The sequence below is a fragment of the Hymenobacter gummosus genome (genome assembly GCF_003970915.1).
In the GTDB taxonomy this organism is placed as follows: domain Bacteria; phylum Bacteroidota; class Bacteroidia; order Cytophagales; family Hymenobacteraceae; genus Solirubrum; species Solirubrum gummosum.
In genome coordinates this window covers 73,964-98,984 of record NZ_RXOF01000015.1, presented here as the reverse complement: position 1 = coordinate 98,984, position 25,021 = coordinate 73,964, and the positions used below count along the sequence as shown (strand labels likewise).

The following is a 25,021-nucleotide window of genomic DNA, read 5'->3' as shown; positions in this document are numbered from 1 at the left end:
CCGCCTTCCTTCGGTTTAGCCCGCGTCCGCCCGAACGTTAGTCGTTGCGCGGCCTGCTTCAATGACGATTAAAATTACTATCTGCAGGACGCGGGCTCAAGCCCGCGCTACGGGCGCAGCGCGGCAAAAGGCAGGTCCAGCAGCGGAAACTGCTCCCAGCCGCGGTGGTCGAAGTGCCACCACTCGGCTGGGTAGTTCACGAAGCCGTGCCGGGCCAGCACCCGGTGCAGGAGCGCCCGGTGCCGGATGGCGGCGGCCGGCAGCTGCTGGTAATCGGAGTGGGCGGCGGGCGTCATGGCGTCGAAATCGGTGGGCAGGGCCACGTCGCGGCCGGTCTTCAGGTCCACCAGGCCCACGTCGACGGCGCAGCCGCGGTTGTGGCGGGAGCCGCGGGTGGGCGGGGCGGCGTAGGTCTGGTCGGGCAGGGCTTCGTAGAGGCGGCGCGTGGCGGTGTATGGCCGGTAGGCGTCGTAGATTTTCAGCCCGTAGCCCAGCTGGTTCAGCTCCCGCTCGGCCCGGCGCAAGTCCTCGGCCACCGGCCGCCGCAGAAAAGCCGCCGCCTCGGGGTAAATGACTTTGCCGGTGAGGTTGTTGGCCGTGGCGTAGCGAATGTCGAGGTGCAGGCCGGGCACGAAGGCGGCCAAATCGACCAGCTCGTGGCGGGCATCCCGCTGCACCTGCCGGCGGTACTGGCCCACGTCGGCCACGACTACGGGCCCGGGCGGCGGGGCGGGAGCTTGCTGAACCATCATGGGCAGAGGCGTTGCAGGGGGCCGCGGCGGGCGGCCGATGGTAAAAATAGGCGGAGTCGGCGAGCTTACGGCCGAGCGGCCCCGGCAGGCCCGGCTACAGTACTTGCCCTTCGTCTTGGCTTAAATCGAGCAGCCAGGCCGGCGGCTCGGCGGCCAGGGCCAGGGCGGCCAGGTTCAGCCAGCCCCCGCCGGCCCGGTCGAGCACCACCGAGTCGGAGGTTACCACTACGTCGGTGGTGGCGGCCAGCACGTGGTCGGGGTTCATCACCACCTCGGCCGTCCACTCCAAGCCCAGCTCGGCACCCACGTCGCGCAGGCGCGCGGCCAGCCGGCCGCTGTTCGACACGGGCTGGTCGAGCAGCCAGCGCACGGGGCCGGGCCCGAGAGGCTGCAGCGCGGCGGCAACCAGGCGGATGGCCCGGTCGGTTTCCTGCACCGCCCGGTACGTGCCGTGGATGCTCGACAAGTCGCGCAGGGCACCGTCGCGGCCGCGCAGCACCACCCCGCCGCTCAGGGCCGTTTCGAGGGTGATGAGCAGGTTGAAGCCGTCGATGGACATTGGGCGGCCGGCCAGGCTGGTGGCTGGCAGCTGCGTGGCCGCGCGGTGCCGGTGCTGCTCGTCGGTGCAGGCGGCGCGGCCCACGGCCCAGCGCTGCCGCTCGGTCAGCGCGTACCGGTCGCCTACCAGCTTGAGGGTGGCACTGGGCGGATAGCCGCGCGTGAGCAGCCAGGCCAGCTCCGCCACGGCGCGGCGCAGCACCGGCAGCCAGCGGGGGGCAAACAGCTCATTATCGGCGGGGTGCGGGCCGCGGTGGCGGGTATCGGCAGGGCGCATAGCAGAAAGGGTCGGACGGAGCAGCAAGTTGCGCGGCAACGCGTCAGAATTCCTAACCGGGCTGGTCCCAAAAACGGCCGTCAGGGTGTGGCCCGCTCGTGCGGGGCCGACCAGTAGGCCCGTACCTGGGCGCGGCGCCGCTCGTCGGTGCGCGTCAGCTCGTACTGGTACACCAGCTGGCCCAGGCGGCGCAGGAAGGGCAGGCCCACGGTGTCGTAGTCGTACTGGTCGTCGTTGAGCACCCCGTCCTGGTTACAGTACACCACCGCCGACAGCATAAACTCCACCCCGCGCAGCGAGTCGACAATGCAGGCGTTGTCGATGAGGAAGCCGTAGGCCTGCCCGATTTTGTTGTAGATGCGCACGCCCTCGGGCAGGGCCGCCGGCGGGCCGCCGACGAGCAGAAACTTGGCGTAGTTGTCGGGGTACTCCTTGGCGTCGTAGCGCGGATACTGGCTCAGGCGGGGCGGCAGGCTCAGGTACTTGCGCAGGAAGGGGTAGTCGGCCGAATCGAGGGAAAAACGTTGGCGGCGCGCCCCGGCCTGCGGAAATAACAGTGCCTGCAGTACCCGCTGCTGCTCCCGGAGCGGGAAATTATTCTTGGTGCTGAAATCAAAAGACTGCTCCACGCGGCGGCCGCCCTGCAGGTAGGCCCGGCCGACGCGGTAGTGGCCGGCGCGCAGGCGGGGCAGCGGGCCGGAGTTGTAGCGCGGCGGCTGCCGGAGCGTCTTTGCAGTGCCCGCGCTGTCGATGGAAAACCGGAATGGATTGGTATAACGCGAACCGGGCTCGGCGTCGCCCACCGACAGGCGGTGGATGATGCGGCTGCGCCGATACCCGTGCACCCGCAGCAGCCGGTTCAGCGCCCGCTGCCCGGTGTACTCGTAGAGTCGATTGAAAGCATCATTATCACTGACCAGCAGCACCTTTCGGATGTAGTGTTCGATGGTCGGCCGCCCCGCCGGGGCCGTACTGTCGGCCAGCACGCGCGTTTGCCCCGCATAGGCCGAATCAATCTGCAGGGGCGTATTGCGGCGCGGCACGGTGTAGCGCTGCCCCGGCGGCGCCATGCCCACGCGCACGACGATGTCGGCCATGGAGGTGCCGAAGTGCAGCCATTCCAGCGCCGCGGCCGCCGCGGGCAGCTTCACCGTGCTGGCCGGGTAGAAATACTCCCGGGGCCGCAGCCGGAAGGTGTAGGACCGGAACGAGGGCCGCCCCTGGGCGTCGCGCCGAATCTGGGTGTAGATAAGCTGCAGCCGGTGCGCCGCCGGGTCGGCCAGCACCCGGCGCATCACGGCCGCTGTGTCGCGGCGCAGCAGCCGGCGCAGGGGGTTGCCGGGCTGGGCCAGCGCCGGGCCGGCCATCAGCAGGAAGGCTACAAACGCAAAAAACCGGTTCATCAGCCCGGAAGATACTTCCTGCGGCCGATGAACCGGTTTTTGGTAATGGCTAAATGGCCGGATGGTTAAATGGCTGGTCGTTCTGTCGTCAGAACAAGTAGCCATTTAACCATCCGGCCATTTAGCCATTTACTGATTCTGCGAATCCTCAATGGTGCCGCCGTCGTTGGCGGAGCTGCGCGAGAGGCCGCCGTTGGCGTAGTAGTTCGACTCGCCCTTGGGCTGGCTCTGGTTCTGCTTTTTCTCCGAGTCCTGGCCGCCGCCCTGGTTTTGCTGGTCGGCCGAGAGCTGGGCGCCGCGGTGGCTGCTGCCCTTGGCATTCTGGCCGCTGGCGGGCTGCTCGTTGCGGTTGTCCCGGTCGTTGCCGTGGTTACCGTCGTGCTGGCCGTGGCTGCTGCCGCGGGCCTCGGGGCTGCCGGGGCTGGCGTTGCCCAGGTGCTTTTGCTCACTGCGGTTCACGTTGCCGTCGGGGCTGGTCTTATCGATGGGCGCCTGCCCGGGGGCGGGCTTGTTCTGGTTGTGACTCATAGCGTGGGTGGGTAAGTGGGGGAAATCAAGCGCGGAAAACCGGTCTTTAGTCCGTGGCGTTGTCGTTGCGGCGCAGGTGCTTGGCTTCGTCGCGCACCTGTGAGCCGGCGCTGGCCTGCCCTTGCTCCTTGTCCTGCTGCTTGGTGTCGTCCTGGGCGTCTTTTTTCAGCGGAAACTGGTTCTGGCCGCTGTTGGCCACGCCTACTTTGTCGGCGCCGCTGCTTTCCTGGTTGGTCGAATTGCCTTGACCCTTGTTCATAGCTGGTGGGTGGTGTGGGTGGGTTGGTGCGGCGTATTGGTGAAATGGCGAGATGGTGAAATGGTGAGTTGATGTTCGGGAGGCGCTGCCCCGCGCATTTCGCGCAATCGGAACGACACTCACCATTTCACCACTTCACCATCTCACCGATTACAGTCCGGGGACCTGGCCGGGCTGGCCGGCGGAGGTGGCCGTGCCGGCCGAGGTGGTGCTACCGCCTACGTCGCCTTCGGCGGCGTTGCCGGGCGTGTCGTACTGGGTGCCGCGGCTCACGCTGTGGCCGGTGGTGGCGCGGCCGTCGGCGTTGCCGCCGCTGCCGGAGTTGTCGTCGGCGTTGTCGCCGGTCTGCACGTTCATCCGGTCGCCCATGCCGAAGCGGCCCTGGGGCTGACGCTCCTGCTCCGAGCTGGGCTGGCCCGAGGCGGTGGCTTCGGCCTCGTACTGGCGGCCGGCGGGACGGGCGTTGGTTTCCTGGTTGTAGGATTCGTCCTGAATGGGGTCGGGTGTCATGGTGTGGTGGGTTAGGTTCTGAGTTGCAATACTGGCTATACGGCAGGCTAGCAGGGCGGTTCCTACGGTTGGGCTTGCCAAGATGGCGGGCCGGGGCACGTTGGCAGGCTTGTAGCGGGACGCGGTGGCATGGATTCTGGTTCGCCCCTGGCCGCAGCCTTTGCCCGCAAAACCGACGCGGAGCTGCTCTACCTCACGCAGCACCCCGGCGCCTTCGCGCCCGCGCTGGTCGATGCGGCCTGGGCCGAGCTGCGCCGCCGCGGGCAGGTACCCGCGCCCGAGCCGCCCCCGCCGCCCGAGCCGCCCGCCCGCATTCCCCCCTTGCGCAGCGTGGCCCTCACCCTGGCCCTGGCCGCCCTGAACGGGCTGGTGTTTCTGCTGATGGTGGCCGCGGGCGTCGACGCGCTGCAGCCCAGCGGGCAGGACCTCATCCGCTGGGGCTCCAACTTCACCCCGCTGGTGCTGCGCGGACAGTGGTGGCGGCTGCTCACGGCCTGCGCCCTGCACGGCGGTCTGGCTCACCTGCTGCTTAATACCTACGCCCTGCTCGTCATCGGGGCGTTGCTGGAGCCGCTGGTGGGGCGCGGGCGGCTACTGGCGGCCTACGTGCTCAGCGGCCTGGGCGGCAGCCTGGCCAGCCTATGGTGGCACCAGCCCGGCTGGGTCAACAGCGTGGGCGCTTCGGGGGCCATTTTCGGGCTATACGGGGCCATGCTTACCCTCACCGCTACCAATGCCGCCCAACTCAGCCGCCCGGCGCGGGCCGCCCTGTTCGTGCACACGCTCTACATCATCGGGGCCAACTTCGCCACCGGCCTGCAGCCCGGCATCGACCACGCCGCCCACCTCGGCGGCCTGATTAGCGGCGCCCTGCTGGCCTGGCCGCTGCTGCGGCGTGGCAAGGTTAGGGTATGGGGGTAGGCGGGTAAGCGGGTAGGAGTTGATAACCAGCCCGTCATCCTGAGCATGTCGCGCCCTACCCCACTCCTCACCCTTTTGTGCGATTGACGCCGGGAATCGGGGCCGGTACTTTTGTAACGGTTGCAGGCCCTGCGCCGGTTGCCGCTCTTTTCGCCCTCTTTCTCCCTACCCGCTATGAAACGCTTGCTACTTTCCCTTTCCCTGGCGCTGACGGCCGCCCTCGGCGCCCAGGCCCAAACGCTGCCCGCTATTGCCAACGGCGGCTTCGAAACCTGGGCGCTGTCGGGCCAGGTCAATACCCCGACGGGCTGGACCACCTCCGACCAGATCTACAGCAACGGCCCATTCCCCTTTCCGTTCACCACGGCCGTGCAAACCAACGACAAGCACGGCGGTCAGTCGGCCCTGAAGCTGCAGGGCGCCAACCTGGGCGTGGCGTCGCTGCCCGCCTTCCTGATTCTGGGCGCTGCCCGCGACTTCGACAGCGAGTACCCCGGCGGCATGGCCTGCGCCGCGCGCCCGGCCGCGCTGCAGTTCTGGTACAAGTACCAGGGCAGCGTCAACGACACCACCTTTGCGGCCGTGATGCTCACCCGCGGCAGCGGGGCCGGCCGCGTCGAAATCGGCGGGGGCGGGCTGGCGCTGACGCCCAACGCCAGCACCGCCGATTACCGCCTCGGCCAGGTGCCAATTATCTACACCAACACCTCGGCGCTGGCCCCCGATTCGCTCTACAACGTGTTTGTGGGCAACAACGGCTCGGCCAACGGCATCCTTTTCCTCGACGACCTGACGCTGACCAACACCGTCACTGCCGCCCGGGAGCCGATGCTGGCCGGGGCCCTGGTGGCCTACCCCAACCCCAGCCAGGACGGCTGGTTTAAGGTGCGGGCCGAGCAGGACCACGACCTGGTAGCCGGCACGCTCACCGTGGCCGACGCCACCGGCCGCACCGTGCTGCGGCAGCCGCCCGTGGCGCCCGGCGCCGTCGTTACCGGCCGCCCCGTCGACCTGCGCGGGCAGGCTCCGGGCGTGTACACCCTGCGCCTGGCCACGCCCCGCGGCACCGTGGTGCGCCGCCTGATGCTGAACTAAGCCCGTGCGCCGTAGCCCGAAAATCCGTTTGGCGCAGCCGGCGGTTAGTTCGCGACGAGCCGCGGGCGAGTAGGAGGCCCCGCGCAGTTCCGTCTACTTATTTGCGCTTCGGCTCTTGCGCGAATCACCCGCCGGCTGCGCCAAGCGGGCTTGTGCAGCTGCTTCGGCCGAATTCCGCCGCTGCGTTTTCTCTACCCCACGGGCCCGCCGAACCTGGTTTCGGCGGGCCCGTCGGTTTCGCGGGCCGACCTTATGGGCTCAACTCGTCTGCCGCCGGGCGCGTACCTTGCCGCGTCCGTTTTCCCCGCTGCTGATGGCTGCTTCTCCCCTCGTCCCGTCGTCCGACGATTCCACGGCCCCGCGGCCTTCGCGCTGGCGGCGGGCCGCCGGCACGCTGCGCCGCGCCGTCACGGCGCCTTTCACCGGCCTGGAAGCCCTGCTGCAAACCGGCCGCAGCTACCGGCACTTCCTGCTGCCGGCCCTCAACGGCGCCATCGGCGACCAGCTGGCCGCCCGCGGCGACCAGCGCGCCATCCGCCTCAGCTTCCGCCTGCGCGACGCCGACGTGCCCGCCATCGACCTCAACCTCAGCGACGGACCGCGGCCCACGGTGGTATTTCTGCACGGGCTGATGGGCGACGAGCACATCTGGCAAACCGGGCCGGCCGGCCTGCTGCGCTACGGCCCGCGCCTGGCCGAAGACCTGGGCGTGCGCTGCCTGTACGTGCGCTACAACACCGGCCTGCACATCAGCGAAAACGGCCGCGCCCTGCACCAGCTGCTCACCCAGCTCCTGCAGGCCTGGCCCGACGCCATTACCGACCTCACGCTGGTGGGCCACTCCATGGGCGGGCTGGTCATTCGCTCGGCGGGCTACTATGCAAGTGAGGAAGAACGTATGAGGACGGAAGAAGCGGCCCAGGACGCGAAAGCCGAACCGGCCGGCGCCGCGTGGTTGCCCGATACTGCTTCTGCCCCGCCGGCTTCTGCTTCCCCCGACGCAGCAGGCGCTGAAAATCAGCCCGCCCCGCCTTCCCCGCTCATTCCTCCGGCTTCCCCCACCTGGCTGGCCCACCTGCGGCAGGTGTTTCTGCTGGGCGTGCCCAACGAGGGCTCGTTTCTGGAGCAGAACAGCTTTCTGACGGCCCTGGCCCTACGCCGCTTCGATTTGCGCCTGGCCCGCCTGCTGGCCGATACCATCGACCGGCGCAGCCACGGTATCCGCGACCTGCGCCACGCCCGGCTGGTGGACGAGGACTGGCAGAACCCGCACGCCGACGACCTGCTGCCGCCGCGCACCAACGTGCCGCCGCTGCCGGGCGTGCAGTACCACGTGCTGGCGGCCTCCCTGCTCAAAAACGCCGAATCGGCCCTGGCCCAGTACTTCGGCGACGGGCTGGTGGGCGGGGGCTCGGCCACCGGCAGCGTGTTTCGCCGGGCCCAGCAGGTAGCCGTGCAGGTGTTTCCGCGCCAGCACCACGGCACCCTCCTGGCCGACGCCGACGTGTACGAGTACATTCGGGCGCGGCTGGTCTGAGCGGCCAACGTTGCCCCGGGTTCCTGCGGAAACAACAGGCCGGCCGGTGTTATAAAATTTTGCTCACCGGCAAAATTTTATAACACCGGCCGGCCTAAATAATCCGGAAGCAGCAAAAACTTATGCAGCCTGCTCGGTGGTCCAGCCGGCTTACTTCTTGGCCGGGGCCACGGTCTTGATGGTCAGCTCGCGGAAGCCGCTGGGCACGATTAGCTGGGGCAGGTCCTGGCCGCCCGTCACGGAGGGCAGCACGCGCACGTCCACGGTGGCGCCGTCGGCGGCGGCGGTGAGCTGCTCGGCCGTGAGCGGGGGCAGGCCGTGCAGCACTACGCGGTAAGTGCCCCAGGTGGGCACCCAGTCGCCTTCGGTGTGCTGCTGCACTTTCAGGCTCATCACCGTGCCGGTGGTGACGAAGGTGCGCACGGTGTATTCGCCGTTCTGGTAGCCGTACCCGTCGCCGGCGTCCTCGTAGAGGGTGCTGGTTTCCTCGCCTTCGAGGTGGTACACGTGCAGGGTCAGCTCCGCGACGGGCCGCTCATCGGTGTACTGCATCACGGGGCGGGCCGGAATGACGGCACCGGCGCGCACGTAGAGCGGAATCCGCTCGAGGCCGGCCGGGGCCCACACCTCGGCGGCGCCGTCCTTGCGCTCATCGGTCCACCAGTAGTACCACTGGCCCTTGGGCAGATACATCCAGCGGCCGTCGGCGCCGGCCTGGGTGATGGGGCAGACGAGCAGATGGTCGCCCAGCCCGAACTCGGCCATGCGCTGGTAGTTCTGCGCGTCGGTCTGGTCGAGGAAGGCCAGGGGGCGCAGGATGGGCGTACCCTGCTGCACGTACTGCCAGAAGGCGGTGTACATCACCGGCAGCAGCTTGTAGCGCAGCTCGATGAAGTGCTTGGCGAGGTCGGCGTACTCTTCCCCGAACGACCAGGGCTCCTGGTCGCCGTGGTCCCCCGAGCTATGGGTGCGGAAGAAGGGGTGGAAGGCCGCCAGGGCCACCCAGCGCACGTACAGCTCGCCGTCGGGGGTGTTGATGAAGCCGCCCACGTCGGAGCCCACGAAGGAGAAGCCCGAGATGCTCAGGCGCTGGCACTGGATGTTGGCCAGCCACAGGTGCTCCCAGCTGGCAATGTTGTCGCCGGTCCAGCCCGAGGAGTAGCGCTGCCCGCCGGAGTAGGTGCTGCGGGTGATGGTGAAGGGCCGGTTGGGGTACGCGAAGCGCTTCACGCCCTCGTTGGTGGCCCGGGCCATCTGCATGCCGTAGATGTTGTGGGCCTTTTTGTGCGAGGCCCGGTGCCCGTCGTAGTCGAAGCGCACGTCGTCGGGAAAGGTGCCCTTCTCGAACACAGCCGGCTCGTTCATGTCGTTCCACACCCCGCGCACGCCCACGTCCTGGATCAGGCCCTTGAACAGCCCGCTCCACCACTCGCGCACCGTGGGGCTGGTGAAATCGGGGAAGTGGCAGAGGCCGGGCCACACCGAGCCCTTCATCAGCGGCCCGTCGGCGCGGCGGCAGAAGTGGCCCTGCTCGAAGCCCTCCTTCCAGACGGGGTACTGCGGGTCGATTTTGATGCCCGGGTCGATGATGACGATGGTTTTGAAGCCGTCCTGGGCCAGCTCGCGCACCATCTTCTCGGGCTCGGGGAAGTGCTCCGGGCTCCAGGTGAAGCAGCGGTAGCCGTCCATGTAGTCGATGTCGAGGTAGAGCGCGTCGCAGGGAATCTGGCGCTTCCGGAACTCCGCCCCGATGCCGCGGAACAGCTTTTCGGGGTAGTAGCTCCACTTGCACTGGTGGTAGCCCAGGGCCCAGAGCGGGGGCAGTTCGGGCGTGCCGGTAAGGCAGCGGGTGTAGTCCTGGGTGACTTCGGTGAGCGTGGGGCCGTAGATGAAGTAGAAGTTCATTTCCCCGCCGTGGGCCCAGAACGAGGTGACGTCGGCCCGCTCGGCGGCAAAGTCGAAGTAGCTCTTGAAGGAGTTGTCGAAGAACAGCCCGTAGGCCAGCTTCTGGTGCAGGGCCAGGAAAAACGGAATGTTCTTGTAGAGCGGGTCGGAGCCCTTCTCGTAGCCGTAGGTGTCGGAGCCCCAGTTGCAGAAGCGCTGCCCGCGCAGGTTCATGTTGGCGGGCTTGTCGCCGAGGCCGTAGAAGTGCACGCCGGGCTGCACCTGCTGGCTCATCTTCACGATGTCGTTGCCGGATTCCCAGTCGTACTCCCAGTGGAAGCCCTTCTCGTACTCCATCAGCACCACGCCGGAGCGGTTTAGCACGCGCACGTGCAGCCCTTCCTTGCCCACGATGCAGATGACGCGGCTGGTGGTGAGGCGGTAGTGGTCGTCCTTCTCCACGAACTCCAGCATGCTCACGCCCTGGCGCTGCGGGGCGCCCTGCTCGAAGGCGTAGCTGAAATCGGGGGCGAAGTGGCCGTCGGTGCTGTAGCGGAAACGCAGAATCTTGTCGCTAATGACCTGCACCAGCAGGACGACGCCGTTGTCGCAGCTAAAGCGGAAATCGGCGGTGCCGGGAATGACCTCGGCGCGTACGACCCGACCAGGATAAAACTCCTGGCGGCCCTTCTGGGCCAGGTCGTTGACCATGTAATTATTCTCCTGAATCGACTGATCCATGGCAAACAGGTGTGAGGCTACGGGAGCGGCTGAAAAAACGCCCGCCCGGGCCGATGCGCCGGACGGAAGCCGCGAAGATACACCGATTTGGGTGTGCCGCGGGCCTGATTCCGGGCCTTTCTGCGCGGGCGGCTTGTTTGCCCGCGCGGCCGGCCGTAGGTTCGCGGCCCACGTACACCGTTCTATGCCGATGCCTGCCGCCCCGTCGTCCGTGCTGTTGCTGGGCTGGGATGATACGTCCACTGCCCTGCCTTTCGCCCTAGCCCTCCCGCCCACTACCGCCGCCGAGCTGTGGACGGCCCAGCCGCTGCCGGCCGCCGCTACGGCGGGCCTGCGCCACAAGTCCTTGGACGTGACGCCGCCGCTGCCCGTGCTGCCCCAGCTGGGCCACCGGGTGCCGGCCTTCCCCTACGTGGGCCGCGGCGTGGGCCAGCCCCAGTCCGCCCCCGCCGCCGCTGGCACCCCGGTGGCCGTGCCCGCCGCGCCCTACCTGGGCAGCAGCGCAGCCCCGCCCGCCTACCCCGCCCGCCCGGCAGCCGGCGCCCGGGCCCGTACCTCGGCTCCGGCCCCGGCCCCGGGCCAGCCCGTAGCCGTGCCCCCCGCGCCCTACGCCGGCGCCACGCACGCCGAGACGCCGCCGCTCAGTCCGCTGCAGGCCGCCCCGGTGCCCGATTACCGCATTCCGGTGGCCGCCCTGCCCAGCCCGCCGGCCGACGCGCCTTTCGTCGCCGAGCCCGGCCCGGCCGAAGCCGCCGAGCTGGCCACGGAGCAGCCGCTGCCGCCGGTGGCCGTCGAGCGGCCCGCTGTGCCCGCCGACCTCGCCCCGGCCGCTCTGGCGCCTGCCCCGGCCGGGCCCGCCGAGTTGCCCGCTCCCGACGCCTCCGGGCTGGACGCCGAGGACGAAGAATTGCTCCGGGCCGGGGCCGCCAACAACGCGGCCGACCTCAACTTCCGCATCATTCAGTACGCCCGGCACGCCGCCCGGCTGGCCTTCGAGTCGCCGTTCGAGCTTATCTTTGCCCCCGACTGGCACACTTGGCTGGCCGGCGTAGAGCTGCGCCAGCTCACGCGCCGCCCGCTGGTGCTGCAGGTTACGCAGCTGGCCACCGACCTGGCCCCCTCGGCCGAGCGCGGCTGGGTGGAAGCCCTGGAGCGCATCACCCTGCCCCAGGCCGACCGCATTCTGGTGCCCGACGAAGCCACCGCCGCCCGCCTGCGCCAGCGCTACCGCCTGCCCGCCGAGCGCCTGTACGTGCTGCCCGCGGCGCCCGACCTGAGCGCCGCCCTGGTGCTCGATTCCCGTTTTTACGCTTAACCCCACCCGCCCATGCCCTCCGATTTCCCCGCCTTCACCCCCGAGCATACTTTCGAAGCCGAGCTGGAGCTGGAAAGCGAAAACGGCGGCGTGTTCGTCGTCATTCCCTTCGACGTGAAGGAGGCCTACGGCACCCGCGCCCAGGTAAAAGTGCTGGCCACCTTCGACGGCTTTCCCTACCGCGGCTCCCTGGTGCCCATGGGCGACGGGCAGCACCTGCTGGGCGTGCCGAAACAGGTGCGCGGCTCCATTGGCAAAACCTGGGGCAACACCGTGCAGGTGCAGCTGGCCCGCGACACAGAGCCGCGCGTGGCCGAAGTATCCGAGGACTTTGCCCGCGCCCTCAGCCAAGCCGGCCTGCGCCAGCGCTTCGAGGACATGGCCTACACCCACCAGCGCGAGTACACCCGCTGGATTGAGTCGGCCAAGAAAACGGAGACGCGCTACGAACGCATCAGCAAGGCCGTGGAAATGATCAAGGCCGGGCGCAAGCGCAGCTAAAAGGCCAGCCCTAGCAACGGCTCAGGCTGGTACTGCCCGTCCGCACCGCGGCCCCGGCGGCCGGGTAGGTGCGTTTGCAATGAGTGGAGCACGCCCGGCCACAGCCGGGCGCTGCCGGCGTGGCCCCGCCCGTTTGGACTGCTCGGTAGTTTCGGGTTCCGGGCGCGGCCCTATTCAATGGGCAGAAACGGAGACAGGAATGCGGCAACCCAGAATGCCAGCTAGGCTGCTATTGAACTGACGCAGGTCTCGGTTCACCGTCCGTGCGCAGGGTATTCGAGCTGGGTTGGCGCTGGTTTCGCGCGGCGCCGAGTGGCAGGTTGGCGGCTCCTTGCAGCCGAGGGCAGCGGACGAAGTCTTTGGGGGTACCGCGTTACGGGCCGCTGTTTTGGCGGCGGCCGGCGGCGGCTTTGTGACCTTACCCAAACGAAAGCACCAGCCGGCATAAACAATTGTCTGCTAGTAACTTTACCCGCCACTACTCGGCTAAGAGTAGTCTACCTGAGCGACGCTGCTCATTCCGTCCCCTCTCCCCAACACCCATTGCATGACAAACCCTTACCTCCTTTTTGACCGCGCCCGGACCTTGCCCGGCCGGCATGCCCCCTGGTATTTGCTGCAGCTGGCGTGGTGCTGGCTGGCGCTGGGCCCGACCACGGCCCGCGCCCAGGCCCCGGCCTGGAGCGACGCCACCATTGGCAGCAGCAGCCAGCTTGGCGGCACGTCCCTGGTGCGGGGCATTGCCCTGGATGCCGCCGGCAACGTGTTTGTTACCGGCACCATTACCGGGCAGGTGGGCTTTGGCAGCACCGTCCTCACCAGCGCCGGCACCACCGACTTGTTTATTGCCAAGTACGTGCCCGGCACCGGCACCTGGGCCTGGGCCGTGCGCGGCGGCGGCACCGGGGGCGAAACCGGCAACAGCATTGCCATCAGCGGCAACAGCGTGTACGTGACGGGCACCACGCAGAACAACGCGGCCAATGGCAACGGCGTCCGCTTCGATACGGGCAGCGGCACCGCCTCGGTGGCCGTACCCGGCAGCAGCAGCGGCGCCACCAACGACGATTTGATCGTGGCCAAGTATACCGACAACGGCAGCTCGGCCACCCTGAGCTGGGTACAGGCAGCGGGCGGCACCGGCTACGACGCGGGCATCGACCTGGCCGTGAGTGGCACCAGCGTGTACGTGACGGGCCTGATTACCAACAGCCAGCTCGATGCCAGCCTCGTGCGCTTCGGCGGTACGACCAGCGCGCCCGGCGCCAGCACCAGCAACACCCGCGACATCGTAGTGGCCAAGTACACCGACAACGGCGCCTCGCCCAGCGTGAGTTGGGTGCAGGTGGCCGGCGGCACCAGCTTCGACCAGGGCAGCAGCATTGCCGTGAGCGGCACGAGCGTGTACGTGACGGGCTACATCACCAACGACCAGGCCGACGCCAGCCTCGTGCGCTTCGGCGGTACGGCGGCGCAGGCCGGGGCCCACGCCACCAGCAGCCGCGACATTGTGGTGGCCAAGTACACCGACAACGGCGCCTCGGCCACGTTCGGGTGGAGCCAGGTGGGCGGCGGCTCGGCCGGCGACGAAGCCGCGGGCATTGCCGTCAGCGGCACGAGCGTGTACGTGACCGGCTCCATTACCAACACCCGCGCCGACGCCCAGGCCGTGCGCTTCGGCGGCACGGGCACCACGCCCGGCACGGCGGCGCAGGCCGGGGCCAGTACCGCCAGCGGCAACGACCTGGTGCTGGCCAAGTACACCGACAACGGCAGTTCGGCTACGTTCCAGTGGAGCCAGGTGGGCGGCGGCAACCAGTCCGACGGCGGCATTGCCGTTACCGCCAGCGGCTCCGACGTGTACGTATCGGGCAACATCTCCAACTCCACGGCGGATGAGCGGGCCGTGCGCTTCGGTGGCAGCGGCACCACGCTGGCCGCAGTAGCCCGGCCCGGCGCCAGCAGCGTGTACAGCGTCGACGCGCTGATTGCCAAGTATACCGATGCCGGCAGCTCGGCCACGCTGGACTGGACGCAAACGGCCGGCGGTTCGCGCCAGGAATACGGCCAGGACCTGGCGCTGCGGGGCGGCACGCTCTACGTGGGCGGTCAGGTAAACGCCACTGTCACGGGCTTCAGCTTCGGCGCGGCCAGCACCGCCCAGCTGGCCGGCACCCGCGACGTGCGCGCCACCATCAGCACCCTGGCAGCGGCCGACGGCAGCTGGCTAGCCGTGGCCTCGCCCGCGCACGGGGGCCTGAGTACTACCCGGGCCGTGGCCACCGACGCGGCCGGCAACGTGTTCGTGACGGGCTCCTTCTCGGGGCAGATAACATTCGGCAGCACCGTCCTTACGGCCGATGGCGTGGGGGAAAGCGGCGGCACGGCCAACGACTTCTTCGTGGCCAAGTACGTGCCCGGTACCCGCACCTGGGCCTGGGCCCTGAGCGGGGGCGGCAACGGCAACGACGGCGCCAACGGCATTGCCGTGAGCGGCAGCAGCATCTACGTCACCGGCACGTTCTTCAACAGCCGGACCGACGCCAACCTGGTGCGCATCGGCGGCACGGGCGCCACGGCCGGCACGGTGCCGGTCAACGGGGTCAACGTGAACAACGACGCGGCCAGCTTCGACCTGTTCCTGCTCAAGTACACCGACAACGGCACGTCGGCCACGCTGGCCTGGAACCAGATAGCCGGTGGCTACGGCAACGACCAGGGCTACGCCGTGGCCGTGGAGGGCACCAAGGTGTACGTGACGGGCCACATCCACAACAACACGACCAATAGCAGCCGGGTAAGCTTCGGCGGCAGCGGCACTACGGCTGGCAGCGCGCCGCAGTACGGCGCCTCCGGCAACTCCATCAGCAACAATACCGACATCGTGCTGGCCAAGTACACCGACAACGGCTCCTCGGCCGCGTTCCAGTGGAGCCAGGTGGGCGGCGGCCGGGAAACCGACGCCGGCTACGGCCTGGCGGTGGCCACGGTGAGCGGGGTAACGAGCGTGTACGTGGTGGGCCAGCTCACCAATAACCTGAGCGACGTCAACCTCGCCCGCTTCGGCGGCAGCGGCACCACGCTGGCCGGCGTGCAGCAGAACGGGGCCAGCACCAACGGCGTCAACAGCGGCACCGGCAACGACCTGGTGCTGGCCAAGTACACCGACAACGGCACCACCGGCACCTTCGGCTGGAGCCAGGTGGGCGGCGGCACCGTCTCCGATGCGGGCTACGGCGTGGCCGTGAGCGGGACGAGCGTGTACGTGACGGGCTTCATCACCAATACCGCGGCCGACGGCAACGCCGTGCGCTTCGGCGGCGCGGGCACCACCCCCGGCACGGCGCCGGTGAACGGCACCAGCGGCACCAGCAGCCCGGATCTGGTGCTGGCCAAGTACACCGACAACGGCACCTCGGCTACGCTGCGCTGGACCCAGACCGGGGGCGGCTCCGGCGCCGACGGTGGGGCTGGCGTGGCGGTGGACAATACGGGCGTGTACGTGACCGGCTTCGTCACCAACGACCTGGCCGATGCCAACGCCGTGCGCTTCGGCGGCAACGGCACCACGGCGGGCACTTTCCAGCAGGCGGGGGCCAGCAGCACCAGCTCCCGCGACCTAGTGGTAGCCCGCTACACCGACCTCGTCGACGGCTCCATCAACACGGCCCGCATCGAATGGGCCCAGGCCGGCGGCGGCGCGGGCCCCGACGAAGGCTACGGCCTTACCCTGCGCGGCACCAACGTGTACGTGGTAGGGACCGTGGTGCCGGCCGCCACCTTCAACAGCTTCGTGCTCAGCGCGCCCATCGGGAGCCAGACCGATTTCCTGGGCCTGCTGCCCACCAACACCGTGCTGCCCGTGGTGCTGACGGACTTCACCGCGGCGCCCGACGGGCCGGGCGCCGTGCGCCTGGCCTGGGCTACGGCGCAGGAAGAGAACAGTGCCGCCTTTGAGGTGGAGCGCAGCCTCGACGGACGCACGTTTGCGCGGGTGGGCCGCCGGGCGGCGGCCGGCCACAGCACCAGCCCGCGCCACTACCACCTACTCGATGAAAACCTGCCGGCCGGCGCGCCGCTGCTTTACTACCGCCTGCGCCAAATCGACCAGGACGGCACGTTCAGCTACTCCGAGGTGCGCGCCGTGCGCCGGCCCGCGGCTGACGCGCCCGCCCTGGCGGTGTACCCCAACCCCGCCGCCCACGCCGCCCGCCTCAGCGGCGCGGCCCCTGGCGCGGCGGTGCAGGTCGTGGACGTGCTGGGCCGGGTAGTGCTGGCGGCCACGGCCGATGCGGCCGGTCAGGCCCGGCTGGTGCTGCCCGCCGCCCTCCCTGCCGGCGTGTACATCGTGCGCAGCGGCGCGCAGACCGGGCGCTTGGTAAAACAGTAGCCCGGCCCCGCCCAATGCCACAACGGCCCGCTTCCTGCCAGGGGAAGCGGGCCGTTGTTGTTTTGAATCGGAGCGGGGCGCCTACTTGCCGCGCTGCAGCACCTGAGCGGTGCGGCTGGGCAGGTACAGGCTCAGGAAGGGCGTGCCGTGCTCGTCGGGCTGGGTGAAGTGCTTCACCTCGGGCTGGATGCGCTGGTAGCCGCCGAAGTCCGCCTGGTCGGAGTCCAGCACGGGCGTATAGCTGCCGGCGGTGCCCGCGAAGAAGCGGTAATCGGAGATGCTGCGCTCGGGGTGGAAGTTGAACACGAACACCAGGCCGCCGCGCTCAAAGGCCAGCACTTTGTTGTCCTCGTCGGCGTGCAGCAGCTTGGCCGGCGCGGCCAGGAAGCGGGTGCGGCGCTCCAGCTGAATCATGGCCCGGTCGAAGAGCAACCAGCTGTGGAAGTACAGGTCAGGGTTGTCGGCCAGGCTCCACTGGCGGCGGGCGTAGTGGTGGCTCCAGTTGTTGCCCTCGCGCGGGAAGTCCACCCACTCGGGGTGGCCGAACTCGTTGCCGATAAAGTTCATATAGGCCTCGCCGCCGGCCCCGAGCGTGACGAGGCGAATGAGCTTGTGCAGGGCCACGCCGCGGGCCGTTATCATGTCGGCTTCCTGTAGGCGCGACATGCCCGAGTAGATGCGCGCGTCGAGCAGCCAGTGCGAAATGGATTTGTCGCCCACCAGGGCCTGGTCGTGGCTTTCGGCGTAGGCCACGTTTTTCTCGCCCGGGCGGCGGTTGGTGAGCTGGTGCCAGAGGCCGCCCATGCTCCAGTCCTCGTCGCGCTGGTGCTTGAGCAGCTTGATCCAGTAATCGGGCAGGCCCATGTTGAGGCGGTAGTCGAAGCCCAGGCCGCCCTCGGCCACGGGCCGGGCCAGGCCGGGCAGCCCGCTCATGTCCTCGGCAATGAGCAGGGCCGATTTCTTCACCTCGCGCACCAGGGACGTGGCCAGCTGCAGGTACAGGATGGCGTCGTCGTCGGCGTCGGGGCCGAAATACTGCCCGTAGTCGGTGAAAGCCGCCCCCTCGCCGTGGTGGTGGTAGAGCATGGAGGTGACGCCGTCGAAGCGGAAGCCGTCGAAGTGGAACTCCTCCAGCCAGTAGCGCAGGTTGCTGAGCAGAAACTGCTGCACCTCGGGCCGGCCGTAGTCGAACAGCAGCGAATCCCAGCCGGGGTGCTGCCCGCGCGCGCCCGGGTGGAAGTACAGGGCGCCCGAGCCGTCGAGGTTGCCCAGGCCCTCGGCCTCGTTCTTCACGCTGTGCGAGTGCACCATGTCCATCACCACGGCCAGGCCGCGGCGGTGGGCTTCGTTGATGAGGTACTTGAGGTCCTCGGGCGTGCCGAAGCGGGCCGAGGGCGCGAAAAAGTTGGCCACGTGGTAGCCGAAGGAGCCGTAGTACGGGTGCTCGGCCACGGCCATGAGCTGCACCACGTTGTAGCCCCCGGCCTGAACGCGGGGCAGGATATGGTCGGCAAACTCGCGCCAGGAGCCCACCCGGCCCTCTTCCAGGGCCATGCCCACGTGCGCCTCGTAGATGAGCGGCTCCTTCACGTGGTTGGCCACGCGGAAGGTCTGGTCGCTCCACTGAAACGGCTGCTCGGGCCGCCAGATCTGGGCGCTGAAGTCCTTGCTGTGCTCGTCCTGCACCACCCGGCGCACGGTGGCCGGCAGCCGGTCGTGCTGGCCGTTGGCGGCGTGCACGTGGATTTTGTAGCGCGAGCCGGGCGTCAGGTTCGGGAAGGTCTGCTCCGCCAAGAACACCTCCCACACGCCGTCGTCGCGGCGGGTAAGCGGGGTATAGCCCCGGTCCCACTCGTTGAAGTCGCCGACGGCAAACAGGGCGTGGGCGGCGGGGGCCCACTCGCGCAGCCAGTAGCCGCGGCGGCGGGCGTCGTAGTGCAGGCCGAGCTGCTGGTGGCGGCAGGCGTACTTAGCTAAGGAGCCGCATTCGGCCTCGATTTCGGCCTTGCGGGCCAGTAGCCGGTCGTAGCGGCGCTGAATGACGTCGGCGTAGGGCTCCAGCCAGGGGTCGTGCTGCACCAGGGGCAGCAGCGGCTTGGAAGCGGCGGGCGAGGCAGTGGGCGGGGTAGCGGCAGCAGCGGTTTCCATTGGCGCGGAAGGCGTTTGGTTCGGGGCAAAGGTAAACCGCTGATTTATCTGATTCCGCTGAGTGCGCTGATTGCGGAACCGGGCGCGGGCTGCGCAAACGATTGAATAGCCGCTGGCGCCTATTCTGCTGCAGGTCAGTTTTTTTGCCGCCGGGCGGGGCTGGCGCCGGTTTAGCCGCGTAGCGGCGTAACCGGTGCCAAACATAAGACAGGCTTTCAGCCTGCGTCGCGTGACCGGACGAGTGGAGCCGCGTGATGTAGCAACGTTCCACGCAGGCTGAAAGCCTGCCTTATACCGGGCACCGGTTACGCCGTCTTCGACGGCTAAACCGGCGCCAGCGCCCCGGTGCTACTCCAGCACCACCAGCTCCACGCGGCGGTTTTTGCGGCGGTTGTACTCGTTGTCGTTCGGGGCCACGGGCTTGCTGCCGCCGTAGCCCAGGGTCTGCAGGCGCTCGGCGGCAATGCCCTGGGCCACGAGGTAGGCGCGCAGGTGCTGCACGCGGTCCTCCGACAGCTTCACGTTCAGCTTCGGGTCGCCCTGGTTGTCGGTGTGGCCTTCCAGGCGGATGCGCAGCTCGGGGTTGTCCTTGAGCACCTGCACCAGGCGGTCCAGCTCGGGCTGGGAAGTGGGCAGGATATCGGCCTTGCTTTGCTGGAAAAACAGGTTATTCAGCGCCAGGCGCTGGCCGGCGGCCAGGGGCGTGAGCGGAATGTCGCGGCTGATTTCGCCGTACTGGGTGCTGGCGGTGAGGTCCAGCGCCTCGGTGGCGGGCAGGTAGCCGGGGGCCGATACGCGCAGCTGGTAGCCGGCCCCGCCGGGCAAGGTCAGCTGAAACTTGCCGGCCGCGGCGGCCGTGGCCTGGGCGGCGGGCAGGTTGTTGGGCAGCAGCTCGGCTTTCACGTCGGCGGGGGCTTTGAGGGGCTGGCCGCTGCGGGCATCCACCACCCGGCCGCGCAGCAGCACGGTGGCCTTGGGGCGCAGGGCCGGCGGCAGCGTCACCCGAAACAAATCCTCGTTGCCCTGCTCGTTGATGCCAACCAGAAAGGCGTAGTCGCCGGCAGCCGCGACGGAAAAGTACCCGTCGTCCTGCAGGGTGTTGATGCCCGGGCCCAGGTTCAGCGGCTCGCTCCACTTGGTCCAGCTCTCGTCCAGCCGGGTCGTGACGAAAATATCGTCGCCGCCGAAGCCGGGGTGGCCGCCCGAGGCGAAGTACAGCGTCTTGCCGTCGGGGGCCAGGAAGGGGGCGTAATCGTCGCCGGGCGTGTTCAGCGTGGGCCCCAGCAGCCGGGGCTCCGACCAGTCGCCGCGCGGGGTGAGGTGGCTCACGTACAGGTCGCACTTCTGCGGGTGGCTGGGCGCGTCGAGGGCCAGCAGCATGGTGGTGCCGCTGGCGGCCAGGAAGTAGTCGGCGCGGGTGGCGGTGGGCGGCAGGGCGCGGAAGCGCACCGGCTCGGGCAGGCCCCACTGCCCATCGGGGCGGCGGCGGGCCAGGGAGGCGCCGCGCTCGGGCCGGCTGCGGCCGTCGGGGGCGTAGAGGTTGAGCAGCAGGGCCGTGTTGCCGTCGGGCGTGATGCTTTCCACGGCGTTGTTGCCCTCGTTGTTGAGCGGCAGGCCGGCGGCCTGCACCTCGGCGTAGCGCCCGTCGGGCTGGCGCTGGGCCACGAAGATGTCGAGGTTCTGGGCCTCGCCCTGGCGCACGTCGCGGGCGAAGTAGAGCTGCCGGCCGTCGGGGCTCACGCGGGGGTTGGTTTCGCGCACCCGGGGCTCGTTGATGGCCGCGCCCAGCGGGGTGCGCTCCAGCGTGAGGGGCACCTCGGGGGCGAGGCGGATGCGGGCCGTGTGCCAGGCGCGCAGGCGGTCGAGGCGCAAATCGACAGCCCGGCTGGCGTAGGGGCCCACGCCGGTGCCAAACACCCGCCCGGCCGCCTGCGTCCACACTTCGGTGCCGTCGATGAGGTAGCTGATGCTGCCCGCGTGCACCACCACGCGCAGGGCGTGGGCCTGCCCCACGACCGTACCCGGTACGGCCGCGGCCGGGTGCAGCTCCTCCCACTTGCCCTTCTGCCAGCGCCCGATAACGTAGCTGCGCCCCTCGTTTTCGAGGGCGAAGACGTTGCCATTGTCTTCGTCGGCGGCACCCCAGAACAAGCCGCCCCGGCCGCCGCCCGTGAGCTGCACGGCGGCTTCGAGGGCGTAGTCGGCGGCGGTATTCAGCGGCAGCGGCTGGTAGGTCAGGCTCACGTCCTGGCGGTTCAGAAGGCGGTAGTGGCCACTTTCCAGGCTGAAGGCGCCGTTGTCGGTGCGGCCGGTGCGCCAGCCTTGGCGGTTGTCGTCGAAAGCGTCGTCGAGCAGCAGGTGGGGCGGCAGGGCCTGGCCGGCGCTGCCAGCGGCGGGCAGCCCGAGCAGGCAGGGCAGAACGAGCAACAGCGGACGGAGCAGCATCGGGGAAGGGTATGAGGGTAAGTGGGTATGCGGGTAGGAGTTATTCGGTAGAGTATGGGGGCAGGAGTCCGGGAGTCGTCCGAAAAATAACTCCTACCCTCTTACCCCATACCCTCCAAACTCCTACCCTCACGCCCCATCAAAAAACACCGGCCGTCGTACCTTGGCTGCATATGCTCCACCGCTTCCTGCCCGCCGCCGGGCTGCTCACGCTGCTTTGGGCCGCCCCGGCCTGCCAGCGCGCCGCCGCCCCGGCCACCACCGTTTCCACGGCCTCTCCCCTACCCGCGGCTGCCGCGCCCGTCGTGGCCCGGCGGGCCATGGTCGTGTCGGCCCACCCGGAGGCCACGCGCATCGGGCTGGAGGTGCTGCGCCGGGGCGGCAACGCCTACGACGCCACCGTGGCGGTGCAGTTTGCGCTGGCCGTGTGCTTTCCGGTGGCCGGCAACATCGGCGGCGGGGGCTTCGCCGTGTACCGCGCGGCCGACGGCACGGCGGGCACGCTGGATTTCCGCGAAACGGCCCCGGCCGCGGCGTCGCGGGATATGTACCTCGATGCGCAAGGCAACGTCGTTCCTGGCCTGAGCACCACCGGGCACCGGGCCGTGGGCGTGCCGGGTACGGTGGCGGGCATGTGGGAGCTGCATAAGAAACTCGGGAAGCTGCCGTGGCGGGAGCTGGTGCAGCCGGCCGTGGAGCTGGCCGAAAAAGGCGTGGTGCTGACGAAGCGGGAAGCCTCTGGGTTGAACGGTACCACGTTTATCAGTACTTCAGCCCAGACAATTTATCCGTCCAGCGTGTTGAGGCCGCTACAACAGGTGGAGTACGTGCGGGTTGATGGCCGACCTTGGCAACTAGGTGATACGCTGCGGCAGGCCAACTTAGCTTCCACCCTCGGCCGCATCCGCGACCGGGGACGGAACGGCTTCTACGATGGGCGCACTGCCGAGCTTCTGCTTTCGGAAATGCGGCGCGGCGGCGGCTTCCTTCGCCAACCCGACCTCGACCAGTACCAGCCCAAGTGGCGGGAACCGGTGCGCGGCCGCTACCGCCAGTACGTAGTCATCAGCATGCCGCCACCCTCTTCCGGTGGCGTGGCCCTGCTCCAGCTGCTGCAGATGCTGGAACCCTACGATTTGCGCCGGCTGGGCTGGCACTCGGCCGAGGCCGTGCACCTGATAACGGAAGCCGAGCGGCGCGTGTACGCCGACCGCGCCACCTACCTCGGCGACCCGGACTTCGGCCGCGTGCCGGTGGCCCAGCTGCTGGCGCCCGAGTACCTGCGCCGGCGCATGCAGGGTGTCACGCCCGAGGGCGCGGCCACGGCTTCGGCCCAGGTGGCGGCCGGGGCGGGCTTGCCGGGCTACGAGTCGGACCAGACCACGCACTACGCGGTGGTGGATGCCCAGGGCAACGCGGTGAGCTGCACCACCACGCTAAACGGCGCCTACGGCTCGAAAGTGGTGGTGGCCGGGGCGGGCTTTCTGCTCAACAACGAAATGGACGACTTCTCCGCCAAGCCCGGCGTGCCCAACATGTACGGGGTGGTCGGGGGCGCGGCCAACGCCATTGGGCCGGGCAAGCGCATGCTCTCGTCGATGACGCCGACCATCGTGACGGAAAAGGGCCGGCTGCGGCTGCTGGTGGGCACGCCCGGCGGCAGCACCATCATTACCTCGGTGCTGCAGGCTACCCTGAACGTGCTCGACTACCAGATGGACCCGCAGCAGGCCGTGGCCGCCCCGCGCCTGCACCACCAGTGGCTGCCCGACCACATCGATGTGGAAGCCGGCGCCCTCACCCCCGCCGCCGAAGCCGAGCTGACGCGCCGCGGCTACCGGCTGAACCCGCGCAACGCCTGGGGCCGGGTCGAAATCATCGAGCGGCGGCCCGACGGCACCCTGCGCGCCGGCGCCGACCCGCGCGGCGACGACACGGCCGCCGGGTACTGAGGCGGCTGGCGCTAGAAGCTGGCGCCGGTTTAGCCGTCGAAGATGGCGTAACCGGTGCCTACCATAAGGCAGGCTTTCAGCCTGCGTCTGGCACCCGAATGACTGTTCCGGCCGGCTTTACCAACGTTCGACGCAGGTTGAAAACCTGCTTTATTTCGGGCACCGGTTACGCAACTCCGTTGCTAAACCGGCGCCAGCTTCCTATTCGTCCTTGATTGATGCGCCGCTGCTTGCCCCTGCTCCTGCTACTGACCGCTGCCGCCGTATCCCTGGCCTGCAGCTGCGTGTGGTTTGAAACCGAGGAGGCCCTGCAGGATTTGTTCGATGAATCCGACGTGGTACTGATGGGCCACGCCGTGCGCAGCCTTACGCCCGATTTGGACCGGCGCCCCAGCAAGAAATACCTCGGCTATAACGTGCTATTCAGGGTCACACGGGTGTACAAGGGTCAGCTGCGGGCCGACTCGATATTTGTGCTGCAGCAAGCCGAGGGCAACTGCGCCCGGCCTTTCAAGCGGCAGGATACCGTCCTTGTCTTTGGCACCGCCGTCCGGGCCGTCCGCCGCGCGCCCCGCTCGGACGACAGCCACTACGACCCGGGCGTGCAGGACAGCACCCGCATCTACTACTCGGCCCGCCGCAGCCGGCACCACCGCCTGCTGCGCCGCCTGCACGCCCGCCACTTTACGCTCACCACCAGTCAGTGCGTCAGCTTCAACCCGCACAACGAGCTGATAGCCGCCTTCATCCGGGCCAAGGCGTCTGCACGACCGTAGCCTATTGCCCACACTCTTTCATCCCTTTACAGCTCGTTTTGCATGAAGCACTTTTTACGCCTTTTCCTCGCCTTGCTGCTGGTAAGCGGGGCCGCGCCGCGCGTTTTCGGGCAGGAATATCTGGTCGACGGGGCTCTGAAGCTCAGCGGCCAGAGCACCGACAAAGAGTACGGCTACAAGGACGACTACGCGCACTGCATCAAGGTGGGCAGTCCGGCCAACATCATTGCCTTTATCAACGCCCTGCGCGGGCCGCAGGGGCAGAAAGTCCACATCGTGCGCACCGGCAGCTGCTGCCCCTACGAGTGGAACGAGGGCCCCAACGGCATCGGGCTGCTGGCCCGCTGGCAGGTTATTTACGACGGCCTCGACCAGCCCATCACGCTGTATCTGAACAAGAACGTGTACGACAACCCGCTGTGCCCGGTGGGTTTCACCTTCGTCACTGAGCAGACGGTAAAGCCGCCCCTGCGCTTCCCGGCCGACAGCATCCGCCGGGTGCGGCCCTGCGCCCAGCCCGGTTACGCCGTCGACGAGCCCATGCTGCGGGCCAGGCTGGGCACCACTCTGCCCGCGCCCGATACCGCCCCCGCCCCCATTGGCGACGAGCTGACACGCTTCTTTGCCGACAAGCAGCTGCCGCCCTCCGACGTGCACCGCATGGCCCTGTGGGTCACCATCGGCTTTCAGGTGACTTGTGAGGGGCAAGCTGGCAACGCTATGGTCGTGAGTACCGGCAAGGGCGAGCTGGAAACCTACGCCAACCAGGTGCTGGCCATCGTCAACCGCATGCCCCGGCGCTGGCAGCCCGCTACCAAGAGCGGCAAGCCCGTAGACTGCTACCAGACCATTTCGTTTATGCTCCTCAAGGGCCGCCTGGCGCAGTTCGATTTGCGCTAATTCAGCCGCCGCAAGGTCGTAGCGCGAACCGAAGGGCAGCGGAGCTAAGTTGTGCTTCGCGTATTCAGAACGACTCGTTGAACGACCATCGTTGGTTATCTGTCAACGACAAACGCGCGGAATACGCGA

General features: G+C 68.6%; 18 protein-coding genes. 9 read left to right on the top strand and 9 right to left on the bottom strand.

Going from position 1 to position 25,021, the window contains the following annotated elements; all coding sequences use genetic code 11:
• Window positions 1-107: 107 nt before the first annotated feature.
• From EJV47_RS21665 to EJV47_RS21640, 6 genes are all read right to left on the bottom strand, one after another.
• Window positions 108-752, bottom strand: a complete 645-nt coding sequence (locus EJV47_RS21665) for a M15 family metallopeptidase (protein WP_126695303.1) — start codon at window positions 750-752, stop codon at window positions 108-110.
• A 94-nt stretch (window positions 753-846) separates the two neighbouring features.
• Entirely contained in the window at window positions 847-1,587 is a 741-nt protein-coding gene (locus EJV47_RS21660; RefSeq protein ID WP_126695302.1) for a DUF434 domain-containing protein, read from the bottom strand.
• A gap of 80 nt (window positions 1,588-1,667) precedes the next feature.
• Window positions 1,668-2,990: a serine hydrolase gene (locus EJV47_RS21655; protein WP_165903872.1), complete on the bottom strand. Its 1,323-nt coding sequence runs from the start codon at window positions 2,988-2,990 to the stop codon at window positions 1,668-1,670.
• A gap of 129 nt (window positions 2,991-3,119) precedes the next feature.
• Complete coding sequence (locus EJV47_RS21650) at window positions 3,120-3,518, bottom strand: hypothetical protein (RefSeq protein ID WP_126695300.1); 399 nt, start codon at window positions 3,516-3,518, stop codon at window positions 3,120-3,122.
• Between the two features lie 46 nt (window positions 3,519-3,564).
• Window positions 3,565-3,777 (bottom strand): hypothetical protein, encoded by a 213-nt coding sequence (locus EJV47_RS21645; RefSeq protein WP_126695299.1) that lies wholly within the window; start codon window positions 3,775-3,777, stop codon window positions 3,565-3,567.
• 150 nt (window positions 3,778-3,927) lie between these two features.
• Window positions 3,928-4,287 carry a hypothetical protein gene (locus tag EJV47_RS21640; protein WP_126695298.1) on the bottom strand — a complete coding sequence of 120 codons (360 nt, stop codon included), beginning with the start codon at window positions 4,285-4,287 and terminating at the stop codon, window positions 3,928-3,930.
• Window positions 4,288-4,416: 129 nt separating this feature from the next.
• Here EJV47_RS21640 and EJV47_RS21635 point away from each other — a divergent pair, with 129 nt between their 5' ends.
• From EJV47_RS21635 to EJV47_RS28480, 3 genes are all read left to right on the top strand, one after another.
• Window positions 4,417-5,208: a rhomboid family intramembrane serine protease gene (locus EJV47_RS21635; RefSeq protein ID WP_126695297.1), complete on the top strand. Its 792-nt coding sequence runs from the start codon at window positions 4,417-4,419 to the stop codon at window positions 5,206-5,208.
• Between the two features lie 174 nt (window positions 5,209-5,382).
• Window positions 5,383-6,303 carry a T9SS type A sorting domain-containing protein gene (locus EJV47_RS21630; RefSeq protein WP_126695296.1) on the top strand — a complete coding sequence of 307 codons (921 nt, stop codon included), beginning with the start codon at window positions 5,383-5,385 and terminating at the stop codon, window positions 6,301-6,303.
• Between the two features lie 313 nt (window positions 6,304-6,616).
• Window positions 6,617-7,840: an esterase/lipase family protein gene (locus EJV47_RS28480; protein ID WP_207895958.1), complete on the top strand. Its 1,224-nt coding sequence runs from the start codon at window positions 6,617-6,619 to the stop codon at window positions 7,838-7,840.
• A 150-nt stretch (window positions 7,841-7,990) separates the two neighbouring features.
• Here the strand turns inward: EJV47_RS28480 and EJV47_RS21620 are convergent, their stop codons facing one another.
• Window positions 7,991-10,465, bottom strand: a complete 2,475-nt coding sequence (locus tag EJV47_RS21620) for a glycoside hydrolase family 31 protein (protein ID WP_243651259.1) — start codon at window positions 10,463-10,465, stop codon at window positions 7,991-7,993.
• A 184-nt stretch (window positions 10,466-10,649) separates the two neighbouring features.
• On the opposite strand from EJV47_RS21620, the gene EJV47_RS21615 reads away from it, so the two are divergent.
• The 3 genes from EJV47_RS21615 to EJV47_RS21605 all read left to right on the top strand — a co-directional run bounded on the left by EJV47_RS21615 (window position 10,650) and on the right by EJV47_RS21605 (window position 16,671).
• Complete coding sequence (locus EJV47_RS21615) at window positions 10,650-11,780, top strand: glycosyltransferase family 4 protein (protein WP_126695295.1); 1,131 nt, start codon at window positions 10,650-10,652, stop codon at window positions 11,778-11,780.
• Between the two features lie 12 nt (window positions 11,781-11,792).
• Window positions 11,793-12,281 carry a YdeI/OmpD-associated family protein gene (locus EJV47_RS21610; protein WP_126695294.1) on the top strand — a complete coding sequence of 163 codons (489 nt, stop codon included), beginning with the start codon at window positions 11,793-11,795 and terminating at the stop codon, window positions 12,279-12,281.
• A 547-nt stretch (window positions 12,282-12,828) separates the two neighbouring features.
• Complete coding sequence (locus tag EJV47_RS21605) at window positions 12,829-16,671, top strand: T9SS type A sorting domain-containing protein (protein WP_126695293.1); 3,843 nt, start codon at window positions 12,829-12,831, stop codon at window positions 16,669-16,671.
• Window positions 16,672-16,752: 81 nt separating this feature from the next.
• Here EJV47_RS21605 and EJV47_RS21600 read toward each other — a convergent pair whose 3' ends face one another.
• The gene (locus EJV47_RS21600; RefSeq protein WP_126695292.1) at window positions 16,753-18,819 is read right to left on the bottom strand and encodes an alpha amylase C-terminal domain-containing protein; all 2,067 of its coding nucleotides are present in this window, start codon (window positions 18,817-18,819) and stop codon (window positions 16,753-16,755) included.
• 348 nt (window positions 18,820-19,167) lie between these two features.
• Window positions 19,168-21,264, bottom strand: a complete 2,097-nt coding sequence (locus EJV47_RS21595) for an OmpA family protein (RefSeq protein WP_126695291.1) — start codon at window positions 21,262-21,264, stop codon at window positions 19,168-19,170.
• 173 nt (window positions 21,265-21,437) lie between these two features.
• Here EJV47_RS21595 and ggt point away from each other — a divergent pair, with 173 nt between their 5' ends.
• The 3 genes from ggt to EJV47_RS21580 all read left to right on the top strand — a co-directional run bounded on the left by ggt (window position 21,438) and on the right by EJV47_RS21580 (window position 24,892).
• On the top strand, window positions 21,438-23,216 hold the full coding sequence (ggt, locus tag EJV47_RS21590; RefSeq protein ID WP_165903871.1) for a gamma-glutamyltransferase: 1,779 nt from the start codon (window positions 21,438-21,440) through the stop codon (window positions 23,214-23,216).
• A 218-nt stretch (window positions 23,217-23,434) separates the two neighbouring features.
• Entirely contained in the window at window positions 23,435-23,992 is a 558-nt protein-coding gene (locus EJV47_RS21585; protein WP_126695290.1) for a hypothetical protein, read from the top strand.
• Between the two features lie 42 nt (window positions 23,993-24,034).
• Entirely contained in the window at window positions 24,035-24,892 is an 858-nt protein-coding gene (locus EJV47_RS21580; RefSeq protein WP_126695289.1) for an energy transducer TonB, read from the top strand.
• Window positions 24,893-25,021 lie beyond the last annotated feature (129 nt).

What these genes read in the sequence shown, in the direction of transcription:
- EJV47_RS21665 (WP_126695303.1), bottom strand. Translation starts at nt 752, where the DNA reads ATGATGGTTCAGCAAGCTCCCGCCCCGCCGCCCGGGCCCGTAGTCGTG.
- EJV47_RS21660 (WP_126695302.1), bottom strand. Translation starts at nt 1,587, where the DNA reads ATGCGCCCTGCCGATACCCGCCACCGCGGCCCGCACCCCGCCGATAAT.
- EJV47_RS21655 (WP_165903872.1), bottom strand. Translation starts at nt 2,990, where the DNA reads ATGAACCGGTTTTTTGCGTTTGTAGCCTTCCTGCTGATGGCCGGCCCG.
- EJV47_RS21650 (WP_126695300.1), bottom strand. Translation starts at nt 3,518, where the DNA reads ATGAGTCACAACCAGAACAAGCCCGCCCCCGGGCAGGCGCCCATCGAT.
- EJV47_RS21645 (WP_126695299.1), bottom strand. Translation starts at nt 3,777, where the DNA reads ATGAACAAGGGTCAAGGCAATTCGACCAACCAGGAAAGCAGCGGCGCC.
- EJV47_RS21640 (WP_126695298.1), bottom strand. Translation starts at nt 4,287, where the DNA reads ATGACACCCGACCCCATTCAGGACGAATCCTACAACCAGGAAACCAAC.
- EJV47_RS21635 (WP_126695297.1), top strand. Translation starts at nt 4,417, where the DNA reads ATGGATTCTGGTTCGCCCCTGGCCGCAGCCTTTGCCCGCAAAACCGAC.
- EJV47_RS21630 (WP_126695296.1), top strand. Translation starts at nt 5,383, where the DNA reads ATGAAACGCTTGCTACTTTCCCTTTCCCTGGCGCTGACGGCCGCCCTC.
- EJV47_RS28480 (WP_207895958.1), top strand. Translation starts at nt 6,617, where the DNA reads ATGGCTGCTTCTCCCCTCGTCCCGTCGTCCGACGATTCCACGGCCCCG.
- EJV47_RS21620 (WP_243651259.1), bottom strand. Translation starts at nt 10,465, where the DNA reads ATGGATCAGTCGATTCAGGAGAATAATTACATGGTCAACGACCTGGCC.
- EJV47_RS21615 (WP_126695295.1), top strand. Translation starts at nt 10,650, where the DNA reads ATGCCGATGCCTGCCGCCCCGTCGTCCGTGCTGTTGCTGGGCTGGGAT.
- EJV47_RS21610 (WP_126695294.1), top strand. Translation starts at nt 11,793, where the DNA reads ATGCCCTCCGATTTCCCCGCCTTCACCCCCGAGCATACTTTCGAAGCC.
- EJV47_RS21605 (WP_126695293.1), top strand. Translation starts at nt 12,829, where the DNA reads ATGACAAACCCTTACCTCCTTTTTGACCGCGCCCGGACCTTGCCCGGC.
- EJV47_RS21600 (WP_126695292.1), bottom strand. Translation starts at nt 18,819, where the DNA reads ATGGAAACCGCTGCTGCCGCTACCCCGCCCACTGCCTCGCCCGCCGCT.
- EJV47_RS21595 (WP_126695291.1), bottom strand. Translation starts at nt 21,264, where the DNA reads ATGCTGCTCCGTCCGCTGTTGCTCGTTCTGCCCTGCCTGCTCGGGCTG.
- ggt (WP_165903871.1), top strand. Translation starts at nt 21,438, where the DNA reads ATGCTCCACCGCTTCCTGCCCGCCGCCGGGCTGCTCACGCTGCTTTGG.
- EJV47_RS21585 (WP_126695290.1), top strand. Translation starts at nt 23,435, where the DNA reads ATGCGCCGCTGCTTGCCCCTGCTCCTGCTACTGACCGCTGCCGCCGTA.
- EJV47_RS21580 (WP_126695289.1), top strand. Translation starts at nt 24,035, where the DNA reads ATGAAGCACTTTTTACGCCTTTTCCTCGCCTTGCTGCTGGTAAGCGGG.